This window comes from Psychrobacter sp. ER1, assembly GCF_048631835.1.
Lineage (GTDB): Bacteria > Pseudomonadota > Gammaproteobacteria > Pseudomonadales > Moraxellaceae > Psychrobacter.
In genome coordinates this window covers 1-26891 of sequence record NZ_CP184640.1, presented here as the reverse complement: position 1 = coordinate 26891, position 26891 = coordinate 1, and the positions used below count along the sequence as shown (strand labels likewise).

At 41.4% G+C, this 26891-nt stretch carries 16 protein-coding genes and 7 pseudogenes; 11 read left to right on the top strand and 12 right to left on the bottom strand.

The genetic code is table 11. The features are described 5' to 3' along the window. Nucleotides 1-150 precede the first annotated feature (150 nt). Both ACOBWA_RS00115 and ACOBWA_RS00110 read left to right on the top strand, forming a co-directional pair. Nucleotides 151-564 (top strand): acyl-CoA thioesterase, encoded by a 414-nt coding sequence (locus ACOBWA_RS00115; RefSeq protein ID WP_420229859.1) that lies wholly within the window; start codon nt 151-153, stop codon nt 562-564. Nucleotides 565-741: 177 nt separating this feature from the next. Continuing rightward, nucleotides 742-1119, top strand: coding sequence for a DsrE family protein (locus ACOBWA_RS00110; protein ID WP_420229858.1), 378 nt, complete (start codon nt 742-744; stop codon nt 1117-1119). A gap of 112 nt (nt 1120-1231) precedes the next feature. Here the strand turns inward: ACOBWA_RS00110 and ACOBWA_RS00105 are convergent, their stop codons facing one another. Continuing rightward, a complete protein-coding gene (locus tag ACOBWA_RS00105; RefSeq protein WP_420229857.1) occupies nt 1232-3166 on the bottom strand; it encodes an ATP-dependent nuclease in 1935 nt (644 codons plus the stop codon). Between the two features lie 28 nt (nt 3167-3194). Here ACOBWA_RS00105 and ACOBWA_RS00100 point away from each other — a divergent pair. Both ACOBWA_RS00100 and ACOBWA_RS00095 read left to right on the top strand, forming a co-directional pair. Beyond that, nucleotides 3195-3701, top strand: a pseudogene (locus ACOBWA_RS00100) (IS3 family transposase); the annotation flags it as partial. A 295-nt stretch (nt 3702-3996) separates the two neighbouring features. Continuing rightward, nucleotides 3997-5040 (top strand): NAD(P)H-dependent flavin oxidoreductase, encoded by a 1044-nt coding sequence (locus tag ACOBWA_RS00095; RefSeq protein WP_420229856.1) that lies wholly within the window; start codon nt 3997-3999, stop codon nt 5038-5040. A gap of 30 nt (nt 5041-5070) precedes the next feature. Here ACOBWA_RS00095 and ACOBWA_RS00090 read toward each other — a convergent pair whose 3' ends face one another. Beyond that, the gene (locus tag ACOBWA_RS00090; RefSeq protein WP_420229855.1) at nt 5071-5784 is read right to left on the bottom strand and encodes an aspartate/glutamate racemase family protein; all 714 of its coding nucleotides are present in this window, start codon (nt 5782-5784) and stop codon (nt 5071-5073) included. Between the two features lie 344 nt (nt 5785-6128). On the opposite strand from ACOBWA_RS00090, the gene ACOBWA_RS00085 reads away from it, so the two are divergent. The 4 genes from ACOBWA_RS00085 to ACOBWA_RS00070 all read left to right on the top strand — a co-directional run bounded on the left by ACOBWA_RS00085 (nt 6129) and on the right by ACOBWA_RS00070 (nt 8791). Further along, entirely contained in the window at nt 6129-6281 is a 153-nt protein-coding gene (locus ACOBWA_RS00085; RefSeq protein WP_420229854.1) for a hypothetical protein, read from the top strand. 336 nt (nt 6282-6617) lie between these two features. Continuing rightward, nucleotides 6618-7595, top strand: a complete 978-nt coding sequence (locus ACOBWA_RS00080; RefSeq protein WP_420229853.1) for a zinc-binding dehydrogenase — start codon at nt 6618-6620, stop codon at nt 7593-7595. Nucleotides 7596-7787: 192 nt separating this feature from the next. Continuing rightward, nucleotides 7788-7925 (top strand): hypothetical protein, encoded by a 138-nt coding sequence (locus tag ACOBWA_RS00075; RefSeq protein WP_420229852.1) that lies wholly within the window; start codon nt 7788-7790, stop codon nt 7923-7925. Further along, nucleotides 7880-8791 carry a YhdH/YhfP family quinone oxidoreductase gene (locus tag ACOBWA_RS00070; protein WP_420229851.1) on the top strand — a complete coding sequence of 304 codons (912 nt, stop codon included), beginning with the start codon at nt 7880-7882 and terminating at the stop codon, nt 8789-8791. Before ACOBWA_RS00075 ends, ACOBWA_RS00070 begins: the two co-directional genes overlap by 46 nt. Nucleotides 8792-8888: 97 nt before the next feature. On the opposite strand, the gene ACOBWA_RS00065 is transcribed toward ACOBWA_RS00070, so the two are convergent. From ACOBWA_RS00065 to ACOBWA_RS00055, 3 genes and pseudogenes are all read right to left on the bottom strand, one after another. Continuing rightward, nucleotides 8889-10382 carry an ATP-binding protein gene (locus ACOBWA_RS00065; RefSeq protein ID WP_420229850.1) on the bottom strand — a complete coding sequence of 498 codons (1494 nt, stop codon included), beginning with the start codon at nt 10380-10382 and terminating at the stop codon, nt 8889-8891. A gap of 207 nt (nt 10383-10589) precedes the next feature. Next, nucleotides 10590-12198 (bottom strand): annotated as a pseudogene (guaA, locus tag ACOBWA_RS00060) (glutamine-hydrolyzing GMP synthase). Nucleotides 12199-12419: 221 nt separating this feature from the next. Further along, nucleotides 12420-13577 carry a MalY/PatB family protein gene (locus ACOBWA_RS00055; protein ID WP_420229849.1) on the bottom strand — a complete coding sequence of 386 codons (1158 nt, stop codon included), beginning with the start codon at nt 13575-13577 and terminating at the stop codon, nt 12420-12422. A gap of 366 nt (nt 13578-13943) precedes the next feature. On the opposite strand from ACOBWA_RS00055, the gene ACOBWA_RS00050 reads away from it, so the two are divergent. Next, nucleotides 13944-14762, top strand: coding sequence for a hypothetical protein (locus ACOBWA_RS00050; RefSeq protein ID WP_420229848.1), 819 nt, complete (start codon nt 13944-13946; stop codon nt 14760-14762). A 422-nt stretch (nt 14763-15184) separates the two neighbouring features. Here the strand turns inward: ACOBWA_RS00050 and ACOBWA_RS00045 are convergent, their stop codons facing one another. Then, nucleotides 15185-15847: an FRG domain-containing protein gene (locus ACOBWA_RS00045; RefSeq protein ID WP_420229847.1), complete on the bottom strand. Its 663-nt coding sequence runs from the start codon at nt 15845-15847 to the stop codon at nt 15185-15187. A gap of 3 nt (nt 15848-15850) precedes the next feature. Next, nucleotides 15851-16651, bottom strand: coding sequence for a crotonase/enoyl-CoA hydratase family protein (locus ACOBWA_RS00040; protein ID WP_414559692.1), 801 nt, complete (start codon nt 16649-16651; stop codon nt 15851-15853). Between the two features lie 254 nt (nt 16652-16905). On the opposite strand from ACOBWA_RS00040, the pseudogene ACOBWA_RS00035 reads away from it, so the two are divergent. Next, nucleotides 16906-17660: pseudogene (locus tag ACOBWA_RS00035) on the top strand (LysE family translocator). Nucleotides 17661-17747: 87 nt separating this feature from the next. Then, nucleotides 17748-18784: pseudogene (gene rlmF / locus ACOBWA_RS00030) on the top strand (23S rRNA (adenine(1618)-N(6))-methyltransferase RlmF). 106 nt (nt 18785-18890) lie between these two features. Here rlmF and ACOBWA_RS00025 read toward each other — a convergent pair. The 5 genes and pseudogenes from ACOBWA_RS00025 to dnaA all read right to left on the bottom strand — a co-directional run bounded on the left by ACOBWA_RS00025 (nt 18891) and on the right by dnaA (nt 26891). Further along, on the bottom strand, nt 18891-19517 hold the full coding sequence (locus ACOBWA_RS00025) for a manganese efflux pump MntP family protein (RefSeq protein ID WP_420229846.1): 627 nt from the start codon (nt 19515-19517) through the stop codon (nt 18891-18893). 126 nt (nt 19518-19643) lie between these two features. Next, nucleotides 19644-22256, bottom strand: a pseudogene (gyrB, locus tag ACOBWA_RS00020) (DNA topoisomerase (ATP-hydrolyzing) subunit B). Between the two features lie 511 nt (nt 22257-22767). Further along, on the bottom strand, nt 22768-23979 hold the full coding sequence (gene recF / locus ACOBWA_RS00015; protein WP_420229845.1) for a DNA replication/repair protein RecF: 1212 nt from the start codon (nt 23977-23979) through the stop codon (nt 22768-22770). A gap of 139 nt (nt 23980-24118) precedes the next feature. Further along, nucleotides 24119-25293: pseudogene (dnaN, locus tag ACOBWA_RS00010) on the bottom strand (DNA polymerase III subunit beta). A 160-nt stretch (nt 25294-25453) separates the two neighbouring features. Then, nucleotides 25454-26891, bottom strand: a pseudogene (gene dnaA / locus ACOBWA_RS00005) (chromosomal replication initiator protein DnaA).

The window sequence follows — 26891 nt, the reverse complement described above, 5'->3', positions numbered from 1 at the left end:
TTGAGAGTGTTTTATGTACCCATTTATCCGTTATGCTAGCACCATTGCTCATGCTGCCTTAAAAGCAAAAAAGGCGATACACTGACGTTTAAGGACACCAGTGAGATTCAGTTTCGCTGCCGCTTATCCGATATAGATAATTTTTTGGAGATGAATAACGGCCGCGTATTTACGCTTTATGATTTGGGTCGTATGGACTTTGCAGTACGGACTGGGCTTGGCAAGCAGTTGTTAAAACAACGCTGGGGTTTGGTCATCGCTGGCAGTACTATTCAATACCGTAAGCGTATTCGCGCCTTTCAAAAAGTCACGCTCAAGACCAAAATCGTCGGTATCGATGCGCGCTGGTTGTATATAGAGCAATCAATGTGGGTCAAGGGCCAGCCCTGCTCATCTGGACTACTGCGTACTGGTGTGACAAAGGGTGGCAGAGTGATCGACACGGCACAAGTACTAGCTGCACTTGACCAATCTAACTGGGATCTACCGCCAACAGGTTACGTGGCTGAGTGGATCAAAAGTGATGCTGATCGTCCGTGGCCACCTGTTGATACAGCTGACTAACTTAATTTTATAAGCTAGAAACCCATTACTTTTAGCTTATTTAACAGATGGTATAAGCAAGCAACCTTATAGCTACTATTCCATAACAGCTCATTATATAAATACATATAATAAATGTTAGGATAGTAGTGAGTACATACTCAGACAAAACAAATATAGTCTTATAAGGAGAATAATATGGCTAATACAACAGATTATGTCGGTACGTTATTTGATAATAGCGAATCAAACCCAAGCAAAATTACTTTAGCGTTTACCATGGCAGGCGTGGCATTGAAGAAAGGCCATTCTGCTACTGTGATATTAATGGTGGATGCCGTACATCTGGCAAAACCAAACGCGCTAGACAATGTAGATATCGGCGATCCGTTTGAGCCAGCTGGTGAGTTACTAGAGGCCTTTATCGAAAAAGGTGGTCAAGTGTTGGTCTGCGGCGCTTGTATGAAATACAACGGTGTAGAAGAGTCAGATATCGACAAGCGCTTTGAAGTGATTAGCGGTGATGATGTGGTTGAGCTACTGATGAATGCGAAAGGGTCATTGCAGCTGAATTAAAAGATAAGCAAAGTTAGTTGATAAAGTTATGAAATTGGGTCATTATCTCAATAATATCAATAATATCAATAATATCAACGAGATACTGACCCATAAATTATTAGCTTGGATATCACTTTAGAGCCTTATTTACGTCATCTATAAGACTCTTCCAACCCTCAACTTCATCAGTAGAGAGTTTTGACGAATCGTTATCTCTAGACCATCTTATAAAAGCTTTAGCTAAATCATATTTAGAAAAATTTGGTACTTCTTTACTGAATATATTTACAATACTTCTACTAGGCTGTGAATCTGCTATTTCTTTACAGTTAATAGAATATTCTGACTCCACAATATTGATAAGCGTTTCACGTAGTAAGTCTTCGATTTCTGGTTTAGAAACATTTTTACAATAGTCCTTAGTGCGAAATATGTTCTTGTTGCCTAAAGTGTGAATTAGATTTTCCTGTTGAGCAGCTTGATCACCTGCACTATCTGAATCAAGTAACGCTGCAATTTTCAATTTCTGTGCGTGTAATATAGTTGCATAATACACAACCTTACCAGCTGTATTAGCGAAGACAAGAGCTATCTTATTATCTAAATTTACTACATTATCTTTACGTAAAAGCGCCGCAGTTGCTTCTATATACCAATAGTCTGTAATCCCTTCTAAAATTAAATTTTTCTTTTGTGTGAATAGACTTTGAGCTAAATCATATCCTAATGCCTCTTGGAGAGGTAGGAGACCAGCTGGATCACTTGAGGAAATCGTAGTATGTATTTTGGTCCCATCTCTACGGTTTTTCATTTCTACTACCTTAACGATATCTAATTCGTCGGGACCTACAAGAAATGGAGAATGAGTAGTATAAATAGTCTGGTTTTTTTCTGCTAATCTTGTGATAGTTTCTCTAAAATCTCTTTGTTTTAAGCCGTGTAAACTCATGCCAGGCTCATCTAAAAGTAAAATAGCATTTTTATGTTTATCCATTGCTTCGGCAAAGAATACGACAAAAAATGACACTAACCATTGAAAGCCTTCAGATCTCTGATCAAGCTCAATATCAACACCAATATCGTCCTCTACAACGACTTTTAAATACTGTCCATCAGCTGTTACTTTCAATTTATCTGCTTCAGGTCGTTCGGGATTTGGCATCCATACCTTTCGAATTTCATCTGTTAACTGAACACTTGCAGCGTTTAGTTGATAACTTCTACTATCAAGTTTATCTTTATAAGCTTTTAGCGCTACTGTATCGTTAATTTTAGGGCTTTGCGTATTTCCTAACTCTGAAAGTTCTCTTGCAGTAAAACCTAGTAGCTTGAGAAGACATAAATTTCCATAATCATAATAAGCATCATCTAATAGGTTATTTTCAGTCCTTTGTACTAAATGTGCCAAATGTACAGAAGGCTTAACTTTAAAATAATTGTTGAATAGAATAAATACTGGTTTTCTTTCATCTAACGTTTCTAGAACACTATCTCTCTGTTCATTCAACTGAATCAAATCTTTCAAGTTTTCGAATCTTTGCTCTTCCTTATTATTATCTTCATCAATAAGAGCAAAATTATTTTCTAGAAAACCTTTTAACTCGCCAGCTTTATCTGCTGATATGACTGTATTATCACTCCAGTTTTTAATAATCGTATTTAGATTCCCACTGGGTTTTTCAGTTTCTTTGTTTGGGTATTCAATAGCATACTGCTTATCTAAATGCGCTATCAACCTTGATAAATCATTTCTAATATCTTTGTAGTAAATTTTTGGAGGAGCATTTTCAAGAGAGTGGTATACCTGATTATCAATACTTTTATTTACTTCATAGATGCAATCGTGAAATTCAGCAGGTATAGCTTCTTTATCATCTTCATCTAGCCTAAACCAACCAGTTACGACGGTAACATCTTCAATTAATACTCTCCCAGAAGTTATGTCGTTATATTTTGACCTTGGGTAATCTCTAAGTGCTTCAAATCCATCTACATCTTTTGGTTTATTTAGCTGCTGTAAAGCTTTCAAAACTACTGTTTTTCCTGCTTCATTCGGTCCAACCATGATTGTTTTTAAGTCTTCTATTTCGAATAAGCCTGTACCACTGGCAGTACCTGATAAGATCAATCAAAGCTGGAGCATGGACTTTATGCATGATAGCTTAACAGATGGTCGTGGCTTTCGACTGTTTAATGTGATTGATGACTATAACCGTGAAGCACTGACAGTAGAGATTGACTTCTCGCTACCAGCTGGGAGGGTTATACGTAGCTTGAACCAGTTAATTGAGTGCCGAGGTAGACCTGTGCAGATAAGATGTGACAATGGCCCTGAGTATATCAGTAATGCACTTAAAGACTGGGCTGAGCAGAAAGTCATCACGATTAGTTACATTGAGCCTGGCAATCCACAGCAAAATGCTTATGTGGAGCGCTTTAATAGAACGATGCGCTATGATTGGTTAAATCAGGAGCTGTTTGATACTCTTGATCAAGTACGCACACAAGCAGAGGCTTGGTTATATCACTACAATAATGAGCGCCCACATATGGGCAATGGCGGCTTTACGCCAATACAGAAACTCAATCAAGCGGCTTAATTCTATTTATTAGGTGTCTTAGGTTTGGGAGGGTTACCGCCCATCTATTATGCTACGATAATTTTGTATTCTTGCCTTAACTAACCTCATACCAACCTCTTAACTTAAGTTTATTATTAAATATAATTTAGCATAGATTATTATAATGTTTTCCATATTAATAATAATAAACTACAACTTCGTAGCCAAAACCCACCCCTCCTATTTCCTAACTAAATAAACACTATCTCACATACTCTGTACTCAGCTCTGTTAAAGTAAGCCATGCAAATATCCTAATAAAAAGGAACCATTCATGACCTTACTTGATACGCTTAATATCACCTACCCTATCGTTCAAGCGCCAATGGCAGGAGCAACCACACCTGAACTGGCAGCGAGGGTGAATAATTTTGGTGGGCTGGGCTCATTAGGGTCTGGCATGACGGCGCCAGATGTTTTGACCAGCCAAATTAATACCATTAAATCGCTCACCGACCGTCCGTTTATGATCAATCTCATGGTATTGTCTGAGCAAGAATCTACGACCTTTGATACCGAAATTCCCGCTTGGCTAAGTCAGTACTATCAAGACAATAATATCGAATTTGCACTACCTGAACGCCCAGCGCAGAGCTTCGCAGAGCAGCTACAAGTGCTCTATGACAATCCCGTTCCTGTTGCCAGTTTTACCTTTGGCATTATCAGTGCTGAGCAAGTTCAGCGTCTGCAAGGTCTCGGCACGCGCGTCATCGGCACTGCCAATCATCCACTAGAAGCGATAGCATGGGCAGATATTGGCGCAGATGCGGTATGTGTACAAGGGGTCGAAGCAGGAGGTCATCGCGGTGGTTGGTTACCGCAAAGTGAAAGAGATCCATTGGGATTATTGACTTTGATTGCCCAAACCCGCGCCTGTACTGATATTCCTTTGATTGCAGCAGGTGGCATTATGACGGGGCAGGATATCAAGGCAGTACAAGCGGCAGGTGCTGAGCTTGCACAGATGGGGACGGCGTTTTTGACCACTGACCAATGCGGTATCAATGATACTTATAAACAAGCCTTACTCGATGCCAGTCACAGCAGGCGCAGCTCAGAGACACGCTTAACTCGATTATTTTCAGGTAAGCTCGCTCGTGGTTTATTAAACGATTATCTACGTGATTTTGCTCAATTTGAGAGTGCAGATGAGCTACCGCCCTACCCACAATTAAATGCCATGTCCAAATCTATGCGAGCTCATGCGTCTCAGAATATGGATGCAGAACATCAATCTTTATGGGCAGGACAAGGGATAACTTTGGTCAAACAAGAAAGCACGCTTGAACTGCTTGAGCGACTGGTAAAAACATTATAGGCTTAAATATTTTTATCAGTTCGCACTACTCTAACAAAAATCTACCGCCGCAGCTGCATGAATAGCTGTGGTATCAAATACAGGTATGGGGCTATCAGCCTGTTTAATAAGTAGACCAATCTCTGTGCAGCCCAAGATCACACCCTCTGCCCCTTTCGCTGCCAAATCTTTAATCACTTGACGATAATACGCTCGTGAGCTGTCTTTAAACTCACCGACACACAGCTCTTTTTTGATAATGCGATGTACTTCTGCTCTCGCCTCATCTTCTGGTATCAATACTTGTAAATCCGCATCCATAAGACGCTGCTTATAAAAATCTTGAGTCATCGTAAACTGAGTACCAAGTAAGGCTATTTTGTTAAGATTTTGTTTTTTGATAGCATCAGTAGTCGCATCAGCGATGTGAGTCAATGGCAAGTCTGTGGCGGAGCGCACGTCATCGACCAGTTTGTGCATCGTGTTAGAAGCAATCATGATTCCTTGTACGCCAGCTACTTGTAGACGCTGAGCACTGTTAGCCATTATCATACCTAGCTCGTCCCATCTGCCTTGCTCCTGTAACGTATTGATCAACGCAAAATCCACACTATGAATCAACAAATCTGCTGAATGTAGTCCGCCAAGCTGATGCTTGACACCTTCATTAATCAGACGATAATAGCTCTCGGTACTCTCCCAGCTCATACCACCGATGATTCCTAATGTTTTTTGTTGAGACCCTCGTTGTTCTTGAGCTGCCATACTATACTCCTAGTTGTTTTTGGTCTTAGTTATAGTAAGTTATCGTAGCAAAACTGACTGTTGAGAACGCGCTGTTTTTAGAGATATTCGTTTTAGCAATAAGCTCTTCAAAAAGCTTTAAAATGCTGCTTTAAAGACAATAATCATATTAATAACATATCGCAAACCCTACCATTAATAATAACGATTTTACCTACTCATTTTCGAAGCGTATCATGTGCCCTCGTAGCCAACTATCTTGTCAGTTACGCTTATTTATTACCGCATAATTATATTTGTGCCATACGCCAGCATCATAGGCTGAGCGTCATTAATTGCTATCATCCTGTAGGACACCAAATACTATGACCAACTTTCCCACTATCAGAATACGCATTCGTCGCAAGCTCTATCGCCTTATCTTTACAGGTCTGATGGCGATGATGATGTCGCTTATTATCTCGTCAGCGCTATTATTGGTAAAAGTAGGCTACGTTGATGGCTTTTTACAGAATTGATGCATTCTTGGGGACTGGCTTTTATTTTTGCGTGGCCAAGTGCGTACATCTGCGCCTATCTAATACAAGAGCATGTACTGAGCAGGATAGAGTTTTATTAAATATTCCTGCGCACTACAGCATATTTCCCAATAATATCGCTGTCTTGAATTTGCCATGATTGTGCAATGTCCTCATCAGTAAGCAACAACGTTACTTAACCAAAAAAGTACTGATAACAATCCATCAAAGTTGCTACTGTTGTTAGCTGATTGCACGCTTTCTTCAAGTGTCCATCACTGACAGACAATCAAATAACTAGAATACGATTATTAAAAATAAACAAAGGAAATCATCATGCGTAGTGCTATTCATAACAGCTTTGGCAAACCCTCCAACGTATTGAGCGCTGGCGACAGTCCCATGCCGCAGCCTGCTGCCAACGAAGTCCGTATCAAAACCATTCTCTCCCCTATTCATAACCATGACTTGCTAACCGTAAGTGGTCAATACGGCTATAAGCCTGAGATGCCAGCCATCGGTGGTAGTGAGGCGCTAGGTATTATCGATGCCGTGGGCGATGATGTGACAGATCTAAGTGTTGGTCAACGTGTGGCTTGTGCCAGTGTGCACGAGACGTGGGCGGAGTATTTTGTCGCTCCTGCCAGCATGGTATTTAACATGCCTGATAGCATCGAAGACGAGTTAGCTGCCCAGCTGATCGCTATGCCGTTGTCTGCCCTAATGCTATTAGAATTCTTAGAAGTAACTAGCGGTCAATGGATTATTCATAACGCGGCAAACGGCGCGGTGGGTAAAACCCTTGCGATGCTAGCAGCAGCACGCGGTGTGAATACGATCAATCTCGTACGTAGTAAAGACGCGATAGAAGAGTTGACCTCGCTCGGTATCAAAAACAATGTCGTCACCGCTGATGATGACTGGAAAGACCAAGTTCGCGCTATCATTGGTGATGACAAGATCACAGCAGCCGTTGATTCAGTCGGTGGTGAGTCGAGCAACGAGCTACTATCATTACTTGGTAGCAAAGGTACGCTGGTCTCATTCGGTATCATGTCAGGCAAACCAATGGCATTAGATGCTGGTAGCTTGATCTTTAAGCAAGCGACTGTCAAAGGATTCTGGGGCAGTAAAACCAGTCAAGAAATGGATCTTGCTAACAAACAACGTCTAATCGATGAGCTACTAGAACGCGCTTCGAACGGCGATCTAAAACTCCCTATCGAAGCCATTTATAGTCTAGATGACATCACAACTGCCGTCTCTGGAAAAGTACAATCAAGTAAAAAAGGTAAAGTTATCCTAAAACCTTAAGCGATACTCTGACCTTGCATTGATTGTCATTGAAGGCATCATAAATATGAAAAGTCCATTTGTATTACTCGTCAGATAATACTATGGGCTTTTTTATTTTAACCATGCTGTTGTCATGATGATTTCAAAGTAATTAGTTTCATCAGCAGTTACCTATCAACCCAAATAATAATATTTAGTAAGGATATAGCTATGTCAAACGATACAACATTCAAAGCCTTAGTTGTCGAAGAAACCAGCGATGGCGAATTCAAAAAAGCATTCAAGAGCGCAAAGTCAGTGACTTGCCAGAAAATGATTTGCTCATCGAAGTGCATTATTCATCGTTAAACTTTAAAGATGCGATGTCAGCCACTGGTAATAAACGAATCACCAAACAGTACCCGCATACCCCAGGTATCGACGCAGCTGGCGTGGTCGTCAGTGATAAATCAGGCACGTTTAGCGCAGGACAAGAGGTATTGGTATTCGGCTATGATCTCGGTATGGACACAGATGGTGGTCTCGGTCAAATGATCTCAATCCCCGCAGAGTGGGCGCTACCTTGCCCAGAAACGCTGACGCTAAAAGAAGCGATGACCTATGGTACTGGCGGCCTAACCGCAGCACTAAGTGTGCAAAAGCTAGAGAAAATGGGCGCAAAACCAAGTGATGGCCCAGTTGCCGTGACTGGTGCAACAGGTGGCGTGGGTACGATCAGTATCGCTATCTTAAAGCAGCTCGGCTATGAGGTGATTGCATTCTCAGGTAAACCAGAGCAAAGCGAACATCTAAAAGAGCTTGGCGCGAGCGAAGTACGTCATCGCGATACCATCAATGAAATCGGTAACAAACCTGTTGGCCGTGAGCTATGGGCAAACGCTATCGATACTATCGGTGGCGATTACCTATCTAATTTGCTCAAACAAACCAAAGCGGGCGGCGCGGTGACAAGCTGTGGCCTAGCCAGTGGCGCTGAGTTTTCGATGACGGTCATGCCATTCATCACTAGAGCGGTATCATTATTGGGTATCGACTCGGTCTATATCCCGTTGGCTGATAAAGAAGCGATTTGGAAACGTGTCGCTACGGATATGAAACTGCCTAACCTAGAGAGTTATGGGGAAGAGATTACACTAGAGCAAACGCCAGAATACTTAGATCGCTTTATGTCTAGCAAAGTGGTTGGGCGTTATGTGGTGAATGTGAAAGGATAAAATTTTAGCTTAGCAGTTAAGCATTATAAAAAAGGCAGCATCTCTTTTGAGGTGCTGCTTTTTGTTCCCTTTAGAATAAAGTTACTTTATATTCGAATTAATTTGGGTAAGGAATACCTTCTTGGTTCCATGTTTTCATAATGAAATTGTAATTTCTTTTATTATCATCTAGCCTATTATTTACTAATTCTACGATCGACTCTACTGACTTAGGGTGTTCAGCTGCAATTAAGATACCAACATCAGGATTTATACCATCATATACTAAACCATCCCAATACATCATTAGTTGATAAACATCTTTAGGTGTTGTCTTATCTTTCTTTCCTTCATAAATCTTTATTTCATTATTTTGATTAAGATAGAAGTCTATTCGTATCTTTTCATTCAAATTTGTATATGCACGCTGTTCTAAAGTTATAATATCAGTATCTGCTATATGAGGTTTCTTAGTGTCTTTGAGTTGTTTGAATAGATCAATTTCATGGTCACTTAACTTAGAGTCTTGCTTTGGAGTTGGTAGCTTCTTTTTTATCCATTCATATAGAACTGATAACTTTTCATCATCTTGTCTTAAGCCAGTTTTAGAAGTTGTTGTTTTCGGTAACCTGTTAGAGTACTCAGACTTAATATCTATTTGTACTAACAAATAATTATATGAGTTATGTTTTTCTATACCCCATATCTCTTTAAACAAATTATCAGCTAACAATCTACCATTTATCCTTATCTCGACACCAGAAGTCGACATAGTTTTTATATAATGTTTCTTATATGTTGGATTCTCATTTATTTTACTAAATTTATATTCTAGAACTACATTACCATCACCTAAATCAATATTTTCCTGACTATTACCAGGATCAATAGTCGCTTCTACCTGTGGTTCAACAGCAGTAACTTTTTCGAATTCCTGCTCTTGACCCTCTTCGTTGAATTCAATTACTATTGAAGCTATATTATTTTTTATAAATGCAGAGTATATATAACCCAAATCCTCTTTCAATATTTTAACTATTGATGAAAGAGCTTGATAGTTTCCTGGCAAACCTGCAACTATTGTTTTGAACAACTGCCTGTTCACAGTGAACTCAATCTTAGTTCCCGTTTTAGATTCAAGATCTGCGCCATCATATAAAGTAGCTTCGAAATCATCAAACTTATAAGGTGCTGAAATAACTTTGTACTGATTTAGATGTGCGTCTTCAATAGTTCTAGTTGTTATTACCCAGTCATTATTATTAGGGTTAGCAGATGCCAAAGCATGCTTCATACCAAAACCATGTTCATTTAAGCTACTTGACTTGGTCTTTATAGAACCTATTTCAAATGCGGAATCTAAGTCTTTAATTCCTGAAGCATTATCGATAATTTTAATTTTCACATCACCGTTGGCGATTCTAACTATACTAACTGTGATGTTAGCGACTGGTATAGGTGACTCCACAAAACCTGAAATACTATTATCTACAAATTCACTAATAATTTGAGTCAAGTTACTAAAATGACCCCCTAAACCTCTCCAAAAAGTACCGTCTGTTGACGGTTGGTTTTTAATCTTTATCTTCTGAGTTTCAATCTTACTAATCATAAAACCTTGTCCTTTTCGTAATTTTTAGGCAATCAATTTTTAATTGCCTACTATATGGTAAAAATTAACTATACAAAAGTTAACACACAATAGTATATAAAAGCTTCTGAAAATAATTAAATTCTTCATATAAACCAAAAAAAGCACCCAACTAAGTTGAGTGCTTTTTTATGACTATATTGAGCTAATCAGATTTTTAGTTTGATGCTATTCCCACTCAATCGTTGCAGGCGGCTTGCTCGACACATCATAAGTCACGCGGGATACGTCAGCGATTTCATTCATAATGCGGTTCGATACCGTCTCGATCAAATCATACGGCAGATGTGCAAAGCGAGCCGTCATAAAGTCTACAGTCTCAACCGCACGTAGCGCGATTACCCACGCATAGCGACGGCCATCGCCGACCACGCCGACAGATTTGATTGGTTGGAATACCGCAAATGCTTGTGCCGTCTTGTCATACCAGCCTGAACGCTCAAGCTCTTGCATAAAGATCGCATCTGCCAAACGCAGGATATCAGCATATTCTTTTTGACTTCACCAAGGATACGCACGCCCAAACCTGGACCTGGGAACGGATGACGATAGATCATTTTGGCTGGTAGGCCCAATGTAATACCAAGCTTGCGCACTTCGTCCTTGAACAAATCACGTAACGGCTCAATCAGTTTAAATGCCAAATCATCTGGCAAACCGCCTACGTTATGGTGGCTCTTAATCACGTGTGCTTTGCCTTGATGTGACTTAGCAGATTCGATAACGTCTGGGTAAATCGTACCCTGTGCCAAGAACTCAACCACTTTACCATCGCTCTGCTCGCTCACTTGACGCGCGCTATCAGCGAATACGTCAATGAAGGTTTTGCCGATGATTTTACGTTTTTCTCTGGATCAGACTCGCCCGCTAGCGCATCTAAGAACAAATCTTCAGCATCAACACGGATGACTTTTACACCCATGTTTTCTGCAAAGATTTGCATGACTTGGTCACCTTCATGCAGACGCAATAGACCGTTATCGACGAACACACAAGTCAGCTGATCGCCGATTGCTTTGTGCAATAACGCGGCAACGACTGAACTATCAACACCGCCCGATAGACCTAGCAATACTTGCTTGTCACCGATTTGCTCTTTTAACTGTGCGATACGCATATCAGCGATATTGTCTGGCGTCCACTCACCTGCACATTCACAGATTTGATGAACGAAACGACCAAGCAGCGCTTGACCTTGTAGCGTATGCGTGACTTCTGGATGGAACTGTAGACCGTAGTATTGCTTGTCATCATTGGCCATAATCGCGATCGGACAGCTTGGCGTGCTAGCGATGATGTCAAAGCCTTCAGGTACTTCAATGACCTTGTCACCATGACTCATCCAAACGTTTAGCTTGGCAGCCGCGCCGTCAGTCTTGCTGTCTTCGATACCGTCAGTCAGCTGCGAGTGACCATTTACTTCGATAGTCGCCGCACCAAACTCATGGATATCACTGGCATGAACTTGCCCGCCGAAACGATCTGCCATCGCTTGCATACCGTAGCAGATACCTAGTACTGGCACGCCTAGATCAAATACCGCATCGTTGATACGTGGGCTGTTTTCTGCGTGGACGCTCTCAGGGCCACCTGACAAAATGACGCCTTTTGCGCCAAAATCGATGATGCGCTGAGTGTCGATATCATAAGGGAACATCTCACAAAACACCCCAGAATCGCGCACACGGCGAGCGATTAACTGGCTATATTGCGAGCCAAAATCGAGGATTAAGATGCGATCTTCTTTGATTGCAGGAGTGGCAGCAGCAGTGGTCATAAATCGATATCCATCAATAGATAAATTGGTGCCCTATTTTAACAAGTTTACGCCCTCTATTGGCTATTAGATGGTTAATTATTCACGATTATTATTCGCGCATACCCTCAATTTGAATAATTACTCTCTAAGCAATGATAAAAATAAGCAAAGAGTAGACAGCAAACCCAATTATGAGCAAACTATCTTCCTCTCTGTTCATCAGCCATTTACTAGGTTTACTACGTAATATCACCCAACACTGCATGAATGCGATTCAAACCTTCCCTCAATATTTCTTTAGGACAGGCCACATTTAGGCGCATCTTTAAATGTCCTTCTTCGCCATATTTAATGCCAGCGTTTAGCTCAACTTTAGCAGCTCTAAGCGCATCATATAATGCTTGATCGTCTTGGCTATATGCTGAGCAATCTAGCCAAATTAGGTACGATGCTTCTGGGCGCATGATTTTAATATCAGGCAAATGCTCATTTAAAAACTGCATCGTCAATTCAATATTGGCATCTATATAATTAAGCGCCTGCTCTAGCCACTCACCGCCGTGCTCGTAAGCACTACGCATGGCTGTATACGCAAATAGATTCAGCTCATACTCATCATTTAACTGCTGCTGCTGGCTGATTTTTTTGACCAATGCCTCATCTGTTGCAAATATCATTGAGCCTTTGATACCTGCGATGTTGAAGGTTTTGGTCATCGAAGTCAGGCTGACTACATTGTGCTCATAGCCTTTTGCTAGCGTCAGAAATGGCGTAAACGTATGACCAGTCAAGGTCAAATCTTGATGAATTTCGTCACTAACAATCGCCACGTTGTGCTTTTTGCAAATGGCCAGTAGCGTTTTTAGTTCGTCCCTCGTCCATACACGCCCGCCAGGATTGTGCGGATTGCACAGTAGATAAAGCTTAACCTCATGCTCGATTATCTTGGCTTCGATATCAGCCAAATCCAGATGATATTTACCTTCGACTTCCTTTAATGCAGAGAGTACAAGCTTGCGATCATTTTGCTCAACCTTAGTCATAAAAGGCGTGTAGATAGGATCGTTGACCATTACCGCCTCGCCTACCTTGGTAAAGACATTCATCATCAGCGCTAGGCTTGGCACGACACCAGGGGAAAACAAGATATTTTGCTTCTCTAACTGCAAGTCATAACGACTGCCATGCCAGTTAATAATCGAGTTGTATAAGGCATCAGTAGGCTTGGTATAACCCAAGATGCTATGCTGCACGACTTGCTCAACCGCGCTTAATATCGGTGCGGCAGCCTTAAAATCCATATCCGCGACCCATAGCGCAATCGTGTCATCGGTATAGTGCCACTTAAGTGAGCCGGTATCGCGTCTGTCGATTATTTCATCAAAGTTATATTGCATTGCTACTCTTCTTATTTGGAATAATAATGGTTTGAAACGTCAAAAACACATCGCAATATGTGCACTATATTATCAATATACGCTACGCTATCTGCTCTAGTAGATTAAGGCGCATTCGATTTTTTACAAATAATTAAAGTGCTCTTAGACTTTAATTATCCATTTATCGGCTTAAATAACCGTCAAAGATATAAAGTGAACATTGTTTTAATAATGATTAAAAATTAATGCTACATTAAGGTTTCGGACTCTATCTATCATAAAGTTATTTGTGCCAGAGTGCGCTGATGTTGCCATGATTATAATCTATCAACATCTACCCAAACTATCTAATAAGCCATCAAGGCTAACAAAAAGGAATGAAGAATGAAAATGGACTTTTTACCGAAATCAGTACTAAAGATTAGTGCGCTCACCTTTGCCATTGCCGCAACTGCTTCTTGCACTGCTATGGCAACAGGAACTGACCATCAAACTGCAAACGCAACTAGCAGCACCGCCATCACTCTCGGCAATGCTGCCACGACTAGCGGCACCAATGATACCGTTGCCATTGGTAGTCAGGCTAATGCAGGATTAAACTCAGCTACTGCCGTTGGCGGTCAAGCTAACGCTGCTGGTCTAGGCTCAACCTCTATCGGTTGGCAATCTAAAGCCACTGCCGAACGTGCGCAAGCTTTTGGTCATCTAGCCAATGCAAGCGGTGTACGCTCTACCGCTGTCGGTGAAGCAGCTATGGCAGGTGGCAATAATGATACGGTTGCTGTCGGTAATAAAGCCAATGCAGGACTAAACTCAGCCACTGCCGTAGGCGGTGAAGCCAATGCCACTGGTCTAGGCTCAACCTCTATCGGTTGGCAGTCAAAAGCCACTGCTGAACGCGCACAAGCGTTTGGTCATCTAGCCAATGCAAGTGGTGTACGCTCTACCGCTGTCGGTGAAGCGGCAGCAGCTCAAGGCGCAACTTCGGTCGCGGTTGGCAATAAATCTATGGCAGGTGGCATGAACAGTATCGCTATCGGTAACGAGGCAAAGGCATCTAAAGACAACCAAGTCGTCCTAGGTAACGCCGGACAAGTGCAGTCGAGTACCGCAGCACAATCAGGTACGGTCAGAATCGTCACGATCGATGACAACGGCACTTTAGGTACGATGATGGTTGATTACTATAAGTCAGCTAAATAATAGTCTATTAGAACCTAGTTTCTAATGCTGCTGCAGATGTAATTAGCCGAATTCAATAAAAAAACCTCGCGATTGCGAGGTTTTTTAGGTGGTATTGTTAGTTTATATGATGGTATTTTGAATTGCTGCGTTAGATTCCGTGGTTATCAGAGTTATTATGAAGCTGGAGCCAATTCTGCCATTTGCTGCTCTATGTAAGTAGATGGTTTCAGCTAAAGTAGCTTAAAGTAATATTTCTATTCTTAATTCACTTTTTTAAAGATATTATACCCTTTCAAAATCTTAGTAAAAGACTCGTTTAGCTTACCAACGGTTGTGTTGAAACTGACCGAACCTAAAACTATGTACATACCCAAATCCATCAAGATCAGGAAATAACGTTAAATGTCTTATATCAAAAGTCTCTGCTAGCTCTTTGAAAGCTAGTTTTTAAAGGAAGGAGTAATGTTTATGGCTATATATGAATCTATATTATTAGATATAGCTACACTTCCAGACGGTTTATTAGTAACTCCGCTATAAAGAAACTGGGCACTTTGAGATGCTATTCTTTTAGAAACTACTGGCGGTTGCCAAACGAATGGATGATCATAACCTTCTAGCTCATTACACACATCCGCATAAGACCTAACTTCAAGCTCATTTTCATATCCTCCAACAAAGTTGGAATGAAATCCGAAAAGTAGCCCATTTTTTTCTTGCTCAGATGTGCAAGCAAACCATAGACCTATTAACAAATTTCTAGAGCAGTCAAGCAATCTCGTTGCAGCTCCATGATGTTGAAGTTTAGCTAGTAACTCTAGATCTTTAAGCTCTCTATTATTATCGTATCTATAACCTTGATGAGTAGCATGCTCTAACAAAGACTTCTCATAACTTTGCATAATTTGCTCAGTCACTTCTTTATTAGTAATATTCAACCGTCTGTAAGCTGCACTATGAATAGGCCATTGGATATCACTTTGCCCTCTCCAAAAATAAACATTTCTACGATTTGGAGCATGACTCTTAACTAAGGCTAATAAATCTTCAATTGACTCTGGAGAAGGAACTTTTCCAAACAGCTCACTATCGAAAAACATCATTATCTATATCCCTTTAAACTCAGCCTCACGTCTCTCAACCATCGCCATTACGCCTTCTTTCGCATCTTCTGAATGAAACAGCGGCGGCAGATAGCTATGGATATTGGCCAATGCAGTCGCTGCACCATTTCGACTGGCATCTTGTGCTGAAGACAATGCACCTCTCACACCTAACGGCGCAGCTTTGCAAATTTCTTGTGCCAGCGTCAATGCACGCTCGTACTCAGTTCCATTTGCTACTACTTCACTGACCAAATTCAGCCTATCTGCCGTTTGCGCATCGAATGCTTTACCAGTGAGTAGATACGGCATGGCTTTTTGCCAGCCAGCAGCGGCTACAAACCGTACCGTCGCCCCACCAAATGGCATGATGCCGCGCTGTACTTCCATTTGTGCAAAGTTACAGTTATCACTAGCGATGACCACGTCGCTATTTAGCATCAGCTCGATAGCTACGGTGAAGCAAGTACCTTTTACCGCCACGACCACAGGTTTGGTACGCAGTTTTCCACTAATGCCCCATGGGTCGATTTGATCATCATTAAACTCAAACACACCATCGTTTAGCTTGTCTTGCAGCTCTACCAAATCCAGCCCAGCGGTAAAATGATCACCATGCGCAAATATCAATGCACAGCGTAAATTGTCGTCTTGCTCGTAGCGTGTCATCGCATCAGACAGTTGACCAATCATATGGCTGTCAAAGGCGTTACGTTTATTGGCGCGATTGAGCCCGACAAGGCAAACATGGCCTTGGGTGTTATAAGTGATGCGGTTTTCTGTGGCGTTGCTGTCCGTAGTCATGGTGCTGTCCTTGTTGAAATAATCATTGTTATATAATGAGTGGTTATATAATAGGTTGTCATACAATAGGTATAGTCGAATCTCGGTACTTCATTCGTAGAAATTTGTCGATAAACCCACTTTTAATATAGACACCCTCGCGCGATAATACAAGCAATAGAACTGACTCGAATAAAGCGTAAATCGATAAAATTTGACCTCATTTACGATAAGTGCAACTATGTTGCAGGTCTAAATATGGTTCAGAGTATTTTATGGAATTTTGGCACGGTTTTTTGCTCATCACTAGCGTACATCTATTGGCTGCGGCCTCACCTGGCCCTGATTTTGTCTTAGTCTCGCAGCAGACATTAGCAAAAGGCCGACGCACAGGTTTGATTTGTAGTCTCGGTATTACCTTGGGTCTTGCCGTCCATATTATCTATTCTGTATTAGGACTGGCGACTGTCATTGCTCATTCACAGCCGTTATTGACTACTATTAAATGGTTGGGGGCGGCTATCTGATTTACTTAGGTTGGCAAGGTATCCAAGCTAAGCCTAAAAAACCAGCAGATTTAGACACAGCTCACCTTTTAGAAAAAACGCATCCTTTAGAAAAAACAGAACCACAAGTAAGTTCAAGTGCTCACGTTCCACAAGATACGCTCACTAGTCAAACTATACCTACAACCAAAGAAACCACTATCGAAAAATCGCCTAGCAATAACGAATCTACCTTTGCCACGTTGCGTCGCGGTTTCCTTTGTAACGTCTTCAATCCAAAAGCACCTGTCTATTTTGTAGCCATTTTTACTCTTGTATTGTCGCCTGATATACCGCTTTGGCAATTGGCTATTTATGGTGTATGGATGATGGTGTTACAGATGGCATGGTTTAGTACGGTCGTCATGCTACTTTCTATCCCTGCGGTACATCGACGCTTTCAGCGTTTTGAACATTGGATCGACCGCGTATTGGGTACTGCGATGATCGTATTAGGGCTTAACTTGATATTGCGTCACCGATAAGCGACCGATAAAGCGCGGATAAATAATTAGCAACCTGCGAAATCTGCTACACTGGTTACTTATATCCATATATCGTAGCCTGACATTATGACAAGTAAGCCCATGACCCGTAACCCTGCAAATAGTAAACATAGAAACAGATCTCCTGCGACCGCGAAAAAACTCGGTCAGCTGCACCCACGCAACCCGCACCAAGGTCGTTACGACTTTGCAGTATTGACTCGCGCCTTACCCGAGCTTGCTGACCACACCATTACCAATCCTAAAGGTGAGTCGACGATTAACTTCTCGGATCATCAGGCTGTTCGCGTGCTAAATAAAGCACTGTTGGCGAACTATTACGGTGTTAAATTTTGGGACATTCCTGAAGGCTATCTATGCCCGCCTATTCCTGGACGTGCCGATTATATTCACTATATCGCGGACTTACTGGCGCAAACCACTCACGTAAATGCCGATAACACACCGCCAACGGGCAAGGAAATTCACGCCCTTGATATCGGTACTGGTGCCAGTGCTATCTATCCTATCGTCGGTAGCCAAAGCTATGGCTGGCGCTTTACAGCAAGTGATATTGACCCTATTTCGGTCAACACCGCAGCGCTGATTTGTGAAGCCAATCCAAAGTTGAAAAGTGCGGTCAAGGTAAAGCTGCAGCCTGAGCCTAAGTTTATCTTTAAAAACATCATTGGTCGTCAAGATTATTTTGATGTCGTGGTTTGTAATCCTCCGTTTCATGCTTCATTAGAAGAAGCGATGGAAGCCAATAGTCGCAAGCAACATAACTTGCAGCGCCATCGTGGTAAGAATGAAAGCGAGCAAATCAGCCGCAGTTCAACCAAATCAGGCAACGCTGCGCAAAACCTGAACTTTGGCGGTCAGCACAAAGAGCTATGGAGTGAAGGTGGAGAAATTGCGTTCTTGACTAAGATGGCAAAAGAAAGTCAGAGCTTTGCAGAGCACGTCGGTTGGTTCACTACCTTAGTGTCGAAATCTGAAAACGTTAAGCCATTGCAATTATTATTAAAGCAGTTGAACGTCGCTCAAATGCGTATCATCGAGATGAGCCAAGGTCAAAAAGCACTCGCGTACTAGCTTGGCGTTTTGACACTGACGAAGAATAATCACTAAGCAAAATTGCCAATTCGAGTTTCACGTGAAACAAAAAAGCACCGTTTTGATATTCAAAGCGGTGTCTTTGTATAAATACTCAGTAAAAAACTAAATAAATTAGCTAAAAAACATCACTTTTAGACCAATCGCAATAAGCACGATACCGCCCAATGCTTCAGCTTTATCTTCTAGCCATGTGCCTGAGCGACGTCCCAAATAGACCCCGATCCAGCCAAATATAGCGGTTACTACAGCGATAATAAGGCATGCTAACCACGCGTTCAGTGCCAATAAATTCAGCGTAAACCCTGCCGCCATTGCATCAATACTGGTTGCAACCGCTAACGTAAACATGGTGTGATGATTAATATGTCCATGCTTACTCGTGGCTGTTACTGTGTCACTACCAGTATTAATAGCATCATTATTGACGTCCAGATCATCACTGTCATCCTCTGACTCATCAGTAGTAAACACTTCGTAAAGCATTTTGCCACCTAGAGCAATCAATATAGTACCGCCAACCCAAGGTGCAGCAGCGGCCAGCCAACCCAACATTGCCGCACCCAATAAGTATCCAATAAGAGGCATCACGCCCTGAGCAATACCAAAGTATAGCGCAGCATAGATAGCCAACCGCAGTACATATTGATGACTGTATTTTTGAGCCTTAGCACCCAACCCTATCGACACTGCAAACGCATCCATCGCTAAAGCAATAGCGAGTAAAATTACTTCAACCATTTGATTCCCACAAATTATAATTATTAAGTAATAGCAACGTTAAAAAATGAGTTTCACGTGAAACAAAAATACCGCCTTGAATATCAAAGCGGTATTTTTATAAATTGTCAGTAACCAATTTTAAATTTAGATATCTAAGTTCGATACTGTTAGCGCATTCTCTTCAATAAAGATACGACGCGGTTCAACGTGATCACCCATTAAACAGGTAAACATATGGTCAGCAGCGATAGCATCTTCGATCGTAACGCGTAGCATACGACGGTTTTCAGGATCCATCGTTGTATCCCACAGCTGGTCGGCGTTCATCTCACCTAGCCCTTTGTAACGCTGGATAGCTAGACCACGACGCGCATCCAGCATCATTTGTTGCCATAGGTAATCAAAGTCACGTACTGGGATATCTTTCGTTGTGCCCGCACTTGCTTCACGGCGAATAAAGGCGTCGCTCTCAAGCAACGTATTCCACTCGCTTGATAGACGTAACAACTTGCCATACTCACCAGAGTTGATAAAGCTAGCATCTAACAGATAATGGTGTGCCAGTTGATGCACATATACCGTGACGCGTGGCAGCCACTGTGCTTTGGTAGATAAAGCCTCACTATCTGACGCTTCGCCTTCTGCGGTACCTACTACTGGCGTCATACCCAATAGATCTGCTGCGGCTGCATCCATATTTTTGGCTGCGGCGCATGGATATTAACCAGTTCAATCTCAGGGCTTAGATCGCTACCGAAGTGATCAAGCTTAGTCTGCATTGCTGCTTTCCAATCCTGCATGGCAGACTCATCATAAGTCATGTCAGTGCTAAGTTTTGGTGTATGCGTCAATGCGTCCAAAATCACCGCTGGAAAACGAATCTGTAAACGTGCTTTGATCAACTGCGTTTGGTTATAGTCATTGAGTAGTGTCTCAAGCGCTTGACCAGTAATCGCAGGCGCATCGGCACTGATATGTAGCTTGGTATTATCAATCGTTGAAGACAATAGATACGCTTTAAGCGCTTCATCATCTTTTAGGTATAACTCTTGACGACCTTTTTCACTTTGTATAGCGGTGGCTGAGCAATATATACATAACCACGCTCGATCAACTCAGGTGTTTGACGGAAGAAGAACGTCAATAGCAACGTACGAATATGCGATCCATCAACATCAGCATCGGTCATGATGATGATTTTGTGGTAGCGTACTTTATCAGGATTATACTCATCAGGACCAATACCACAACCTAACGCAGTAATCAGGTTACCCACTTCGGCAGACGATAGCATCTTATCGAAACGAGCACGCTCAACGTTTAAAATCTTACCTTTTAGCGGTAAAATTGCTTGCGTTTTACGGCTACGACCCTGTTTAGCTGACCCACCTGCAGAGTCACCCTCCACAATGTATAGTTCAGATAATACTGGATCTTTTTCTTGGCAATCAGCCAATTTACCAGGTAGACCTGCAATATCCAAAGTGGTCTTGCGACGTGTCATCTCGCGCGCTTTACGAGCCGCATCACGCGCACGTGCTGCATCGATAATCTTATTAGCAATGGCTTTACCAGCACCTGGATTCTCTAACAGATAGTCATTGAACTTATCATGCATCGCTGATTCAACAGCAGATTTCACTTCGCTTGATACTAGCTTATCTTTGGTCTGACTTGAGAATTTTGGATCTGGTACTTTTACAGAGACAATTGCAGTTAACCCTTCGCGAGCATCATCACCAGTTGCAGCGACTTTCTCTTTTTGAATAGGTTCTCGCGATCCATATAACTGTTCAAGCATCGCGTCAATGCTGAACGGAAACCAGATAAGTGAGTACCGCCATCTTTTTGCGGGATATTGTTGGTGAAGCACAGTACTTTTTCGTTATACGTATCTGTCCACTGTAGCGCGACTTCTACGCTGATACCATCATCTTGCTGACTGGTAAAATGAAAGACTTCATTGATACCGTCTTTACCAGCATTAATGTAGCTAACAAACTCTAGCAAGCCACCTTTATGCTCAAACTCGTGACGCTTATCAATACGTTCATCAGTCAAAACAATACGCACACCAGAGTTCAAAAATGACAGCTCACGTAAGCGTTTTGCCAAGATATCGTACTCAAAGATCGTACCAGTAAACACATCACTGCTAGGATAAAAGCGGATTTGGGTACCTGTTTGATCGGTTGCTTCCATCTGTTGGATATCGCTATCAGGTACACCATCAGTATAAGTCTGATGATAATGATAGCCTTCACGCCAGATATTCATTTCAAGCTTTTGAGACAAAGCGTTAACGACTGATACACCTACACCATGCAAGCCACCTGACACTTTATAGCTATTGTCATCGAACTTACCGCCCGCATGCAAGACAGTCATAATAACCTGAGCCGCTGATACACCCTCTTCTGGGTGGATATCAACAGGCACACCGCGACCATTATCCATCACACTGACAGATTCATCTTCGTGGATGACAATATCAATTTGATCACAGTGACCGGCAAGCGCCTCATCGATAGAGTTATCCACTACCTCAAAGACCATATGATGCAAGCCTGTGCCATCATCGGTATCACCGATATACATACCAGGACGCACCCGTACGGCCTCTAACCCACGCAATACGCGAATATCTTTAGAACTATAATCAGAAGGTAACACTTCTGAAACTACCGTAGGCACAGCTGCTTCAGTAGCACTGTCGTCTATCAATTGCTCGTGGTCAATAGGTAATGAATCACTCATGTACATTCCTTAATCTAGCCATAATCAGCCATTTACGATTAGCGCACTTATAAAAAGTCCGCTACATAATGGCATCTTAGAATTAACGTATATTATTCATAATCTAAAGTGCATATGAGCAGCTAAACCACTAACCACCGTTAGCCTCAAAAAAGGCCGCACAGAGATAAAATTAGCAAATTATTTATTAGTAATAGTCTTTGTTTTTCTAACCGTTGTTAAAACTATTGAAATAAATAAAATACATATTTATCAAACACTTATAAAGAATTGAAAAATAGAAATCTTTTCCATGATGCTATCAAATAAATTGCTGAGCACAGGACAAAAATAAAGGGTTATTTTAACATTTTTTTGCTTCTAAGTCACTGTTTACTGAGAGTTTTACGGTCTGTGAAAGGTCGTCTTAACATAGTAACTGTCAGGACAGATAGTAGTGGCTAGTGTACTGAGTAATGAAAGGTGAAAGTAGATAGGTTATCGTCAAAAGTATAAGCAGAAAAATGAAATACTAGTTAGTAAGCAGAATCTCACCTTGTTTCACGTGAAACACATTTGGTTGTAGCCAAAGTTCATTAACTAAAGGTAAAATATCATCTGTCAGACTGGTCATAAATATTTGGCAAGGGAGTTGAGCTAGGGTCGATAGCAGTATTTCTATAGCTCTATCATCTAATTCTGCATTGATATCATCTAGGAGTACAACAGGGGTTGCTTTCGATGATAAATCATCATTGAATGGGTCACTGCCCCCTTCATCGTTTAGCAACAGTGGTAGCTGCGATAGGCGCAGTGCAGTAATAAGCAGTTTCTTTTCACCGCGAGACAATACATTTGCTGCCTGCTCTTTTAAAGCCGGTAATTTGGTTTGGATACTATGTGCTGAAGCTGCTGTTCTGTGATCTGTGGTTTGGTCGCTTATAGACTCATCAGAACGCCAATGCACATGAATATCAGCACGATGATTGCCTATACGGGTATATCCCAATTGCAAATCCTGCTCTAACCGCTCATTAAGCTGCACATCTAGTGCGACACTGGTGTCGTAACCAGCGTTATAGCTTAGGCTCAGTTGCTCAGCGTAAGATGGCAATAGCTGTATAATGCTCTTGGAAAAATAAGGCTGCCATTCAGTAAATACTTGCTCGCGATAATGATGAATCAAGGCAGCATGGTTGCTCAACCCTTTATCCCATGATTTCAGCTCAGCAAGCTGTACTTGAGTCAAATTACGAGTAATTTTTAGCAAACTATTGCGCTGTTTTAGAAGACGTTGATAAGCCATCCATTGTGGATGAAATCCTTGTTTCATGTGAAACACTAACCAATCTAGCAGCTGCCGACGGCTGGCGCTTCCCTGCTCCAACATATCCATTGTCGATGGATCTATCAGCAACGTAGGTAGCTGCTCTGTCAAGATACTCTGATTGTAAACAGTGGTTTGATTGAGGCGTAGGATAGTCGTAGCATCTACTTGCTTTTGAATAGCTAAAGTACGGCTATCATTGAGCTTAGCATGAACAGTCGTGTTATTCTGATGATGTTGGATATAACGTTTTGGCTGGTGATGACGAAAGCTCTTACCTCTTGATAACAAGAATATAGATTCGAGCAACGAGGTTTTACCACTGCCATTTGCACCAATAATTATGTTGCAGGCAGCAGGCTCTAAACTAATTTTAGTAAGGTTTCTAAGATGGGATATTTGTAGACGTTCAATCATGGTATCGATAGCCGCCCATTAAAGCCTGCTAATCTAGCAGGCAAAAGTTTATTAAAAATTAATATTCAGTACTAAAAACAAAGTTCTTTAAAACGTACTATTTCTATTCAATTTTGTTTGTCTCTAAAGAAAAAAAACACTATATACGCATTGGCATGATGACATATTGATGGAACTCATCATTTAGTTGATTGACCAATACAGAGGCATTCGATTGGCTCATATGCATTTGTAAATCGCCTTGGATAACGCCCAATACATCTTGCAGATACGCAGCATTAAACGACAGCTCCATCGGCTCACCTTGATACTTAGCTTGTATCATCTCGACTGCTTCATCCTGCTCAGCATTATTAGCACGTACTTCGACCATACCATCGCTAGCAAAATTAAAGACCACACCACGAGATTTTTCATTACTCAAGATGGCAACACGACGTAGTACGTCTGTCATTTTTCTTGACTGAATAAAGCCAATTTATCAGTATTGCTCGGCATCACACGGCGATAATCAGGGAACTTACCATCAATTAAACGTGCGGTAAACGTCACCATTAGATCTTGGCTAACTTGCCCTGCACTATCTACATCACCAAACGGCAAACTTACTTGTAAAAACTCTCGGCCAAAACTTAGGGTAACTGCGTTGTCCTGATCACCCAACATTTTACCAAGCTCAGAAGCTAGACGCTCAAGTTCGATCACTGCCTTACGTGGCAAGATAGCTTGCATATTGAGATCTGCGCTTACATTGATAACACTACGGGCTAATGCCAATCTATGGCCATCTGTTGCTACCGTTGTCAGTTGCTGCTGTGAAACGTCAAACAACATACCTGTTAAGTAATAGCGTACATCTTGAATCGCCATCGCAAACTGCGTTTTGTGAATCAAATCTGTCAGACGATTACGGCTGATAGTCAGAGGTGTGATATTCTCAGGGTTACCCAAGCTCGGATAGTCTTCGCTTGGCAATGTTCCTAATGTAAAACGACTCTTACCACTAGTTAATAAGCAACGCTCATTTGCTTGAGTTGCTAGATTAACTTGAGCCTGTGCAGGTAGCGATTTACAAATATCTTTTAGCTTGGTTGCAGGAAGTGTCGTTGTACCTGCTTCTACACAAGCACCAGCAGGCAATTTCAATGTCGATGTCAGCTCTACCTCTAAATCTGACGCTGTTAAGATAAGCTCAGATTCTGATAGCTGTAGCTTGATATTACCCAATATAACCATATTGTGGCGTTTATCAGCGGCTTTGGCGATCAAGTTGATAGCTTTTAGTAACGATTCTCGATTGATCGATAATTGCATGCTTAATTACTCTTATTTGAATGATTTTTTTATAAATATTTATCGTAATGGCTTAATAATACCTTGTCTACTAACGATAATCTACAAAGCATCTTTGCACTTATATTTTCGATATTATAAACCATCTGTATCTACTAAAACACAATGATATTTGGCGCCTTTATCCTGCCTGTAACATTAGAGCTAGAGTTTTATAATCCTTATCAAACGCAGGATCTGCTGCTCTTAACTCATTTACTTTATCGCAAGCGTGCATCACCGTTGTATGGTCGCGTCCACCGAACGACTGACCAATTTCAGGGAAGCTATCGCCTGTTAATTCACGCGACAAAGCCATCGCTATTTGACGTGGTCTTGCAATACTACGCGTACGTTTACGCCCCATAATATCTTTGACCGTGACATCATAGTACTCAGCAACTATCTTACGGATGTTATCCATATTCACTGCCTGCACACGCATCGCAACGATGTCTTTTAGTGCGTATTGCACCATCTCAAGAGTAATCTGTGCTCCTGTTAAGTTAGCATTGGCAAATACCTGATTTAAAGCACCTTCCAAACGTCTGACATTAGACACCACATTTTGTGCAATGAATAGCGCACATTCCTTTGGTAATACCATCCCGTAGGAGGCTGCTTTTTTCTGCAGAATTTGTACTCGAGTATCAATCTCAGGAGGATCAACAGCGACTGTTAACCCCCAAGAAAACCGTGATCTAAATCGTTCATCAAATTCCGTCATTTGGGATGGGTGTCGATCAGAGGCCAAAATTAACTGTTTATCACCACTAGTAAAATCTGCAAATAATGTTAGAAACTCATTACTACTTTTAGTCTTCCCTGCCAATACATGAATATCATCTACAATTAATAAATCTACTTTTTTATTTTCTTTTTAAAATCTTCTATTTTGTTATTTCTTAATGAATAAACTAATTGATTTATAAATTTCTCAGAAGTGAAATAATAAAAACTTTGATTATTTTTAAATAGCGATGAGCTACAGAATGCATTAAATGCGTTTTTCCCAAGCCAGAAGGGCCGTATATAAATAAGGGATTGTGACGATTTTTTGATTGGCGCTTACCAAGCTCATAACAAGCCTTGTAAGCCAAGTTATTGGACTTACCTGTAACAAAGGTTTCAAAAGTAAAGTCGGGGTTCAGATAGCTTAATGATTTTGTATCAGCAGACTCAACTGGCTCATTATGACGCATGTTCGCGTCGATATCTGCTTTTGCGTTGTTATGATGAATAGATTCAAATTTATGTTCGGATGGGGTAGGGGAGACCTCGTCTTCTACAAATAAAGAACCTGATTGACTGTTATCTTCTGCATTACGGCCAGCATTATCAACACGTACGACGACCTCTTCAATACTACCTTGACTGTGTTTGGTCACCAGCTGCTGAATATCTTGAAGATGATTCTTCTTGATATACGTCACAAAATAATCATTGGGAGCAAGAATAATTAAAGTTTGTGCTTCTTGATGAGCTGACAGAGGTCTCAGCCACATAGTAAACACGTTGTCTTTGACGTTATAACGCAAATCGTTTAGACATTTATCCCAAATATTTGCTGTGTCTATCAT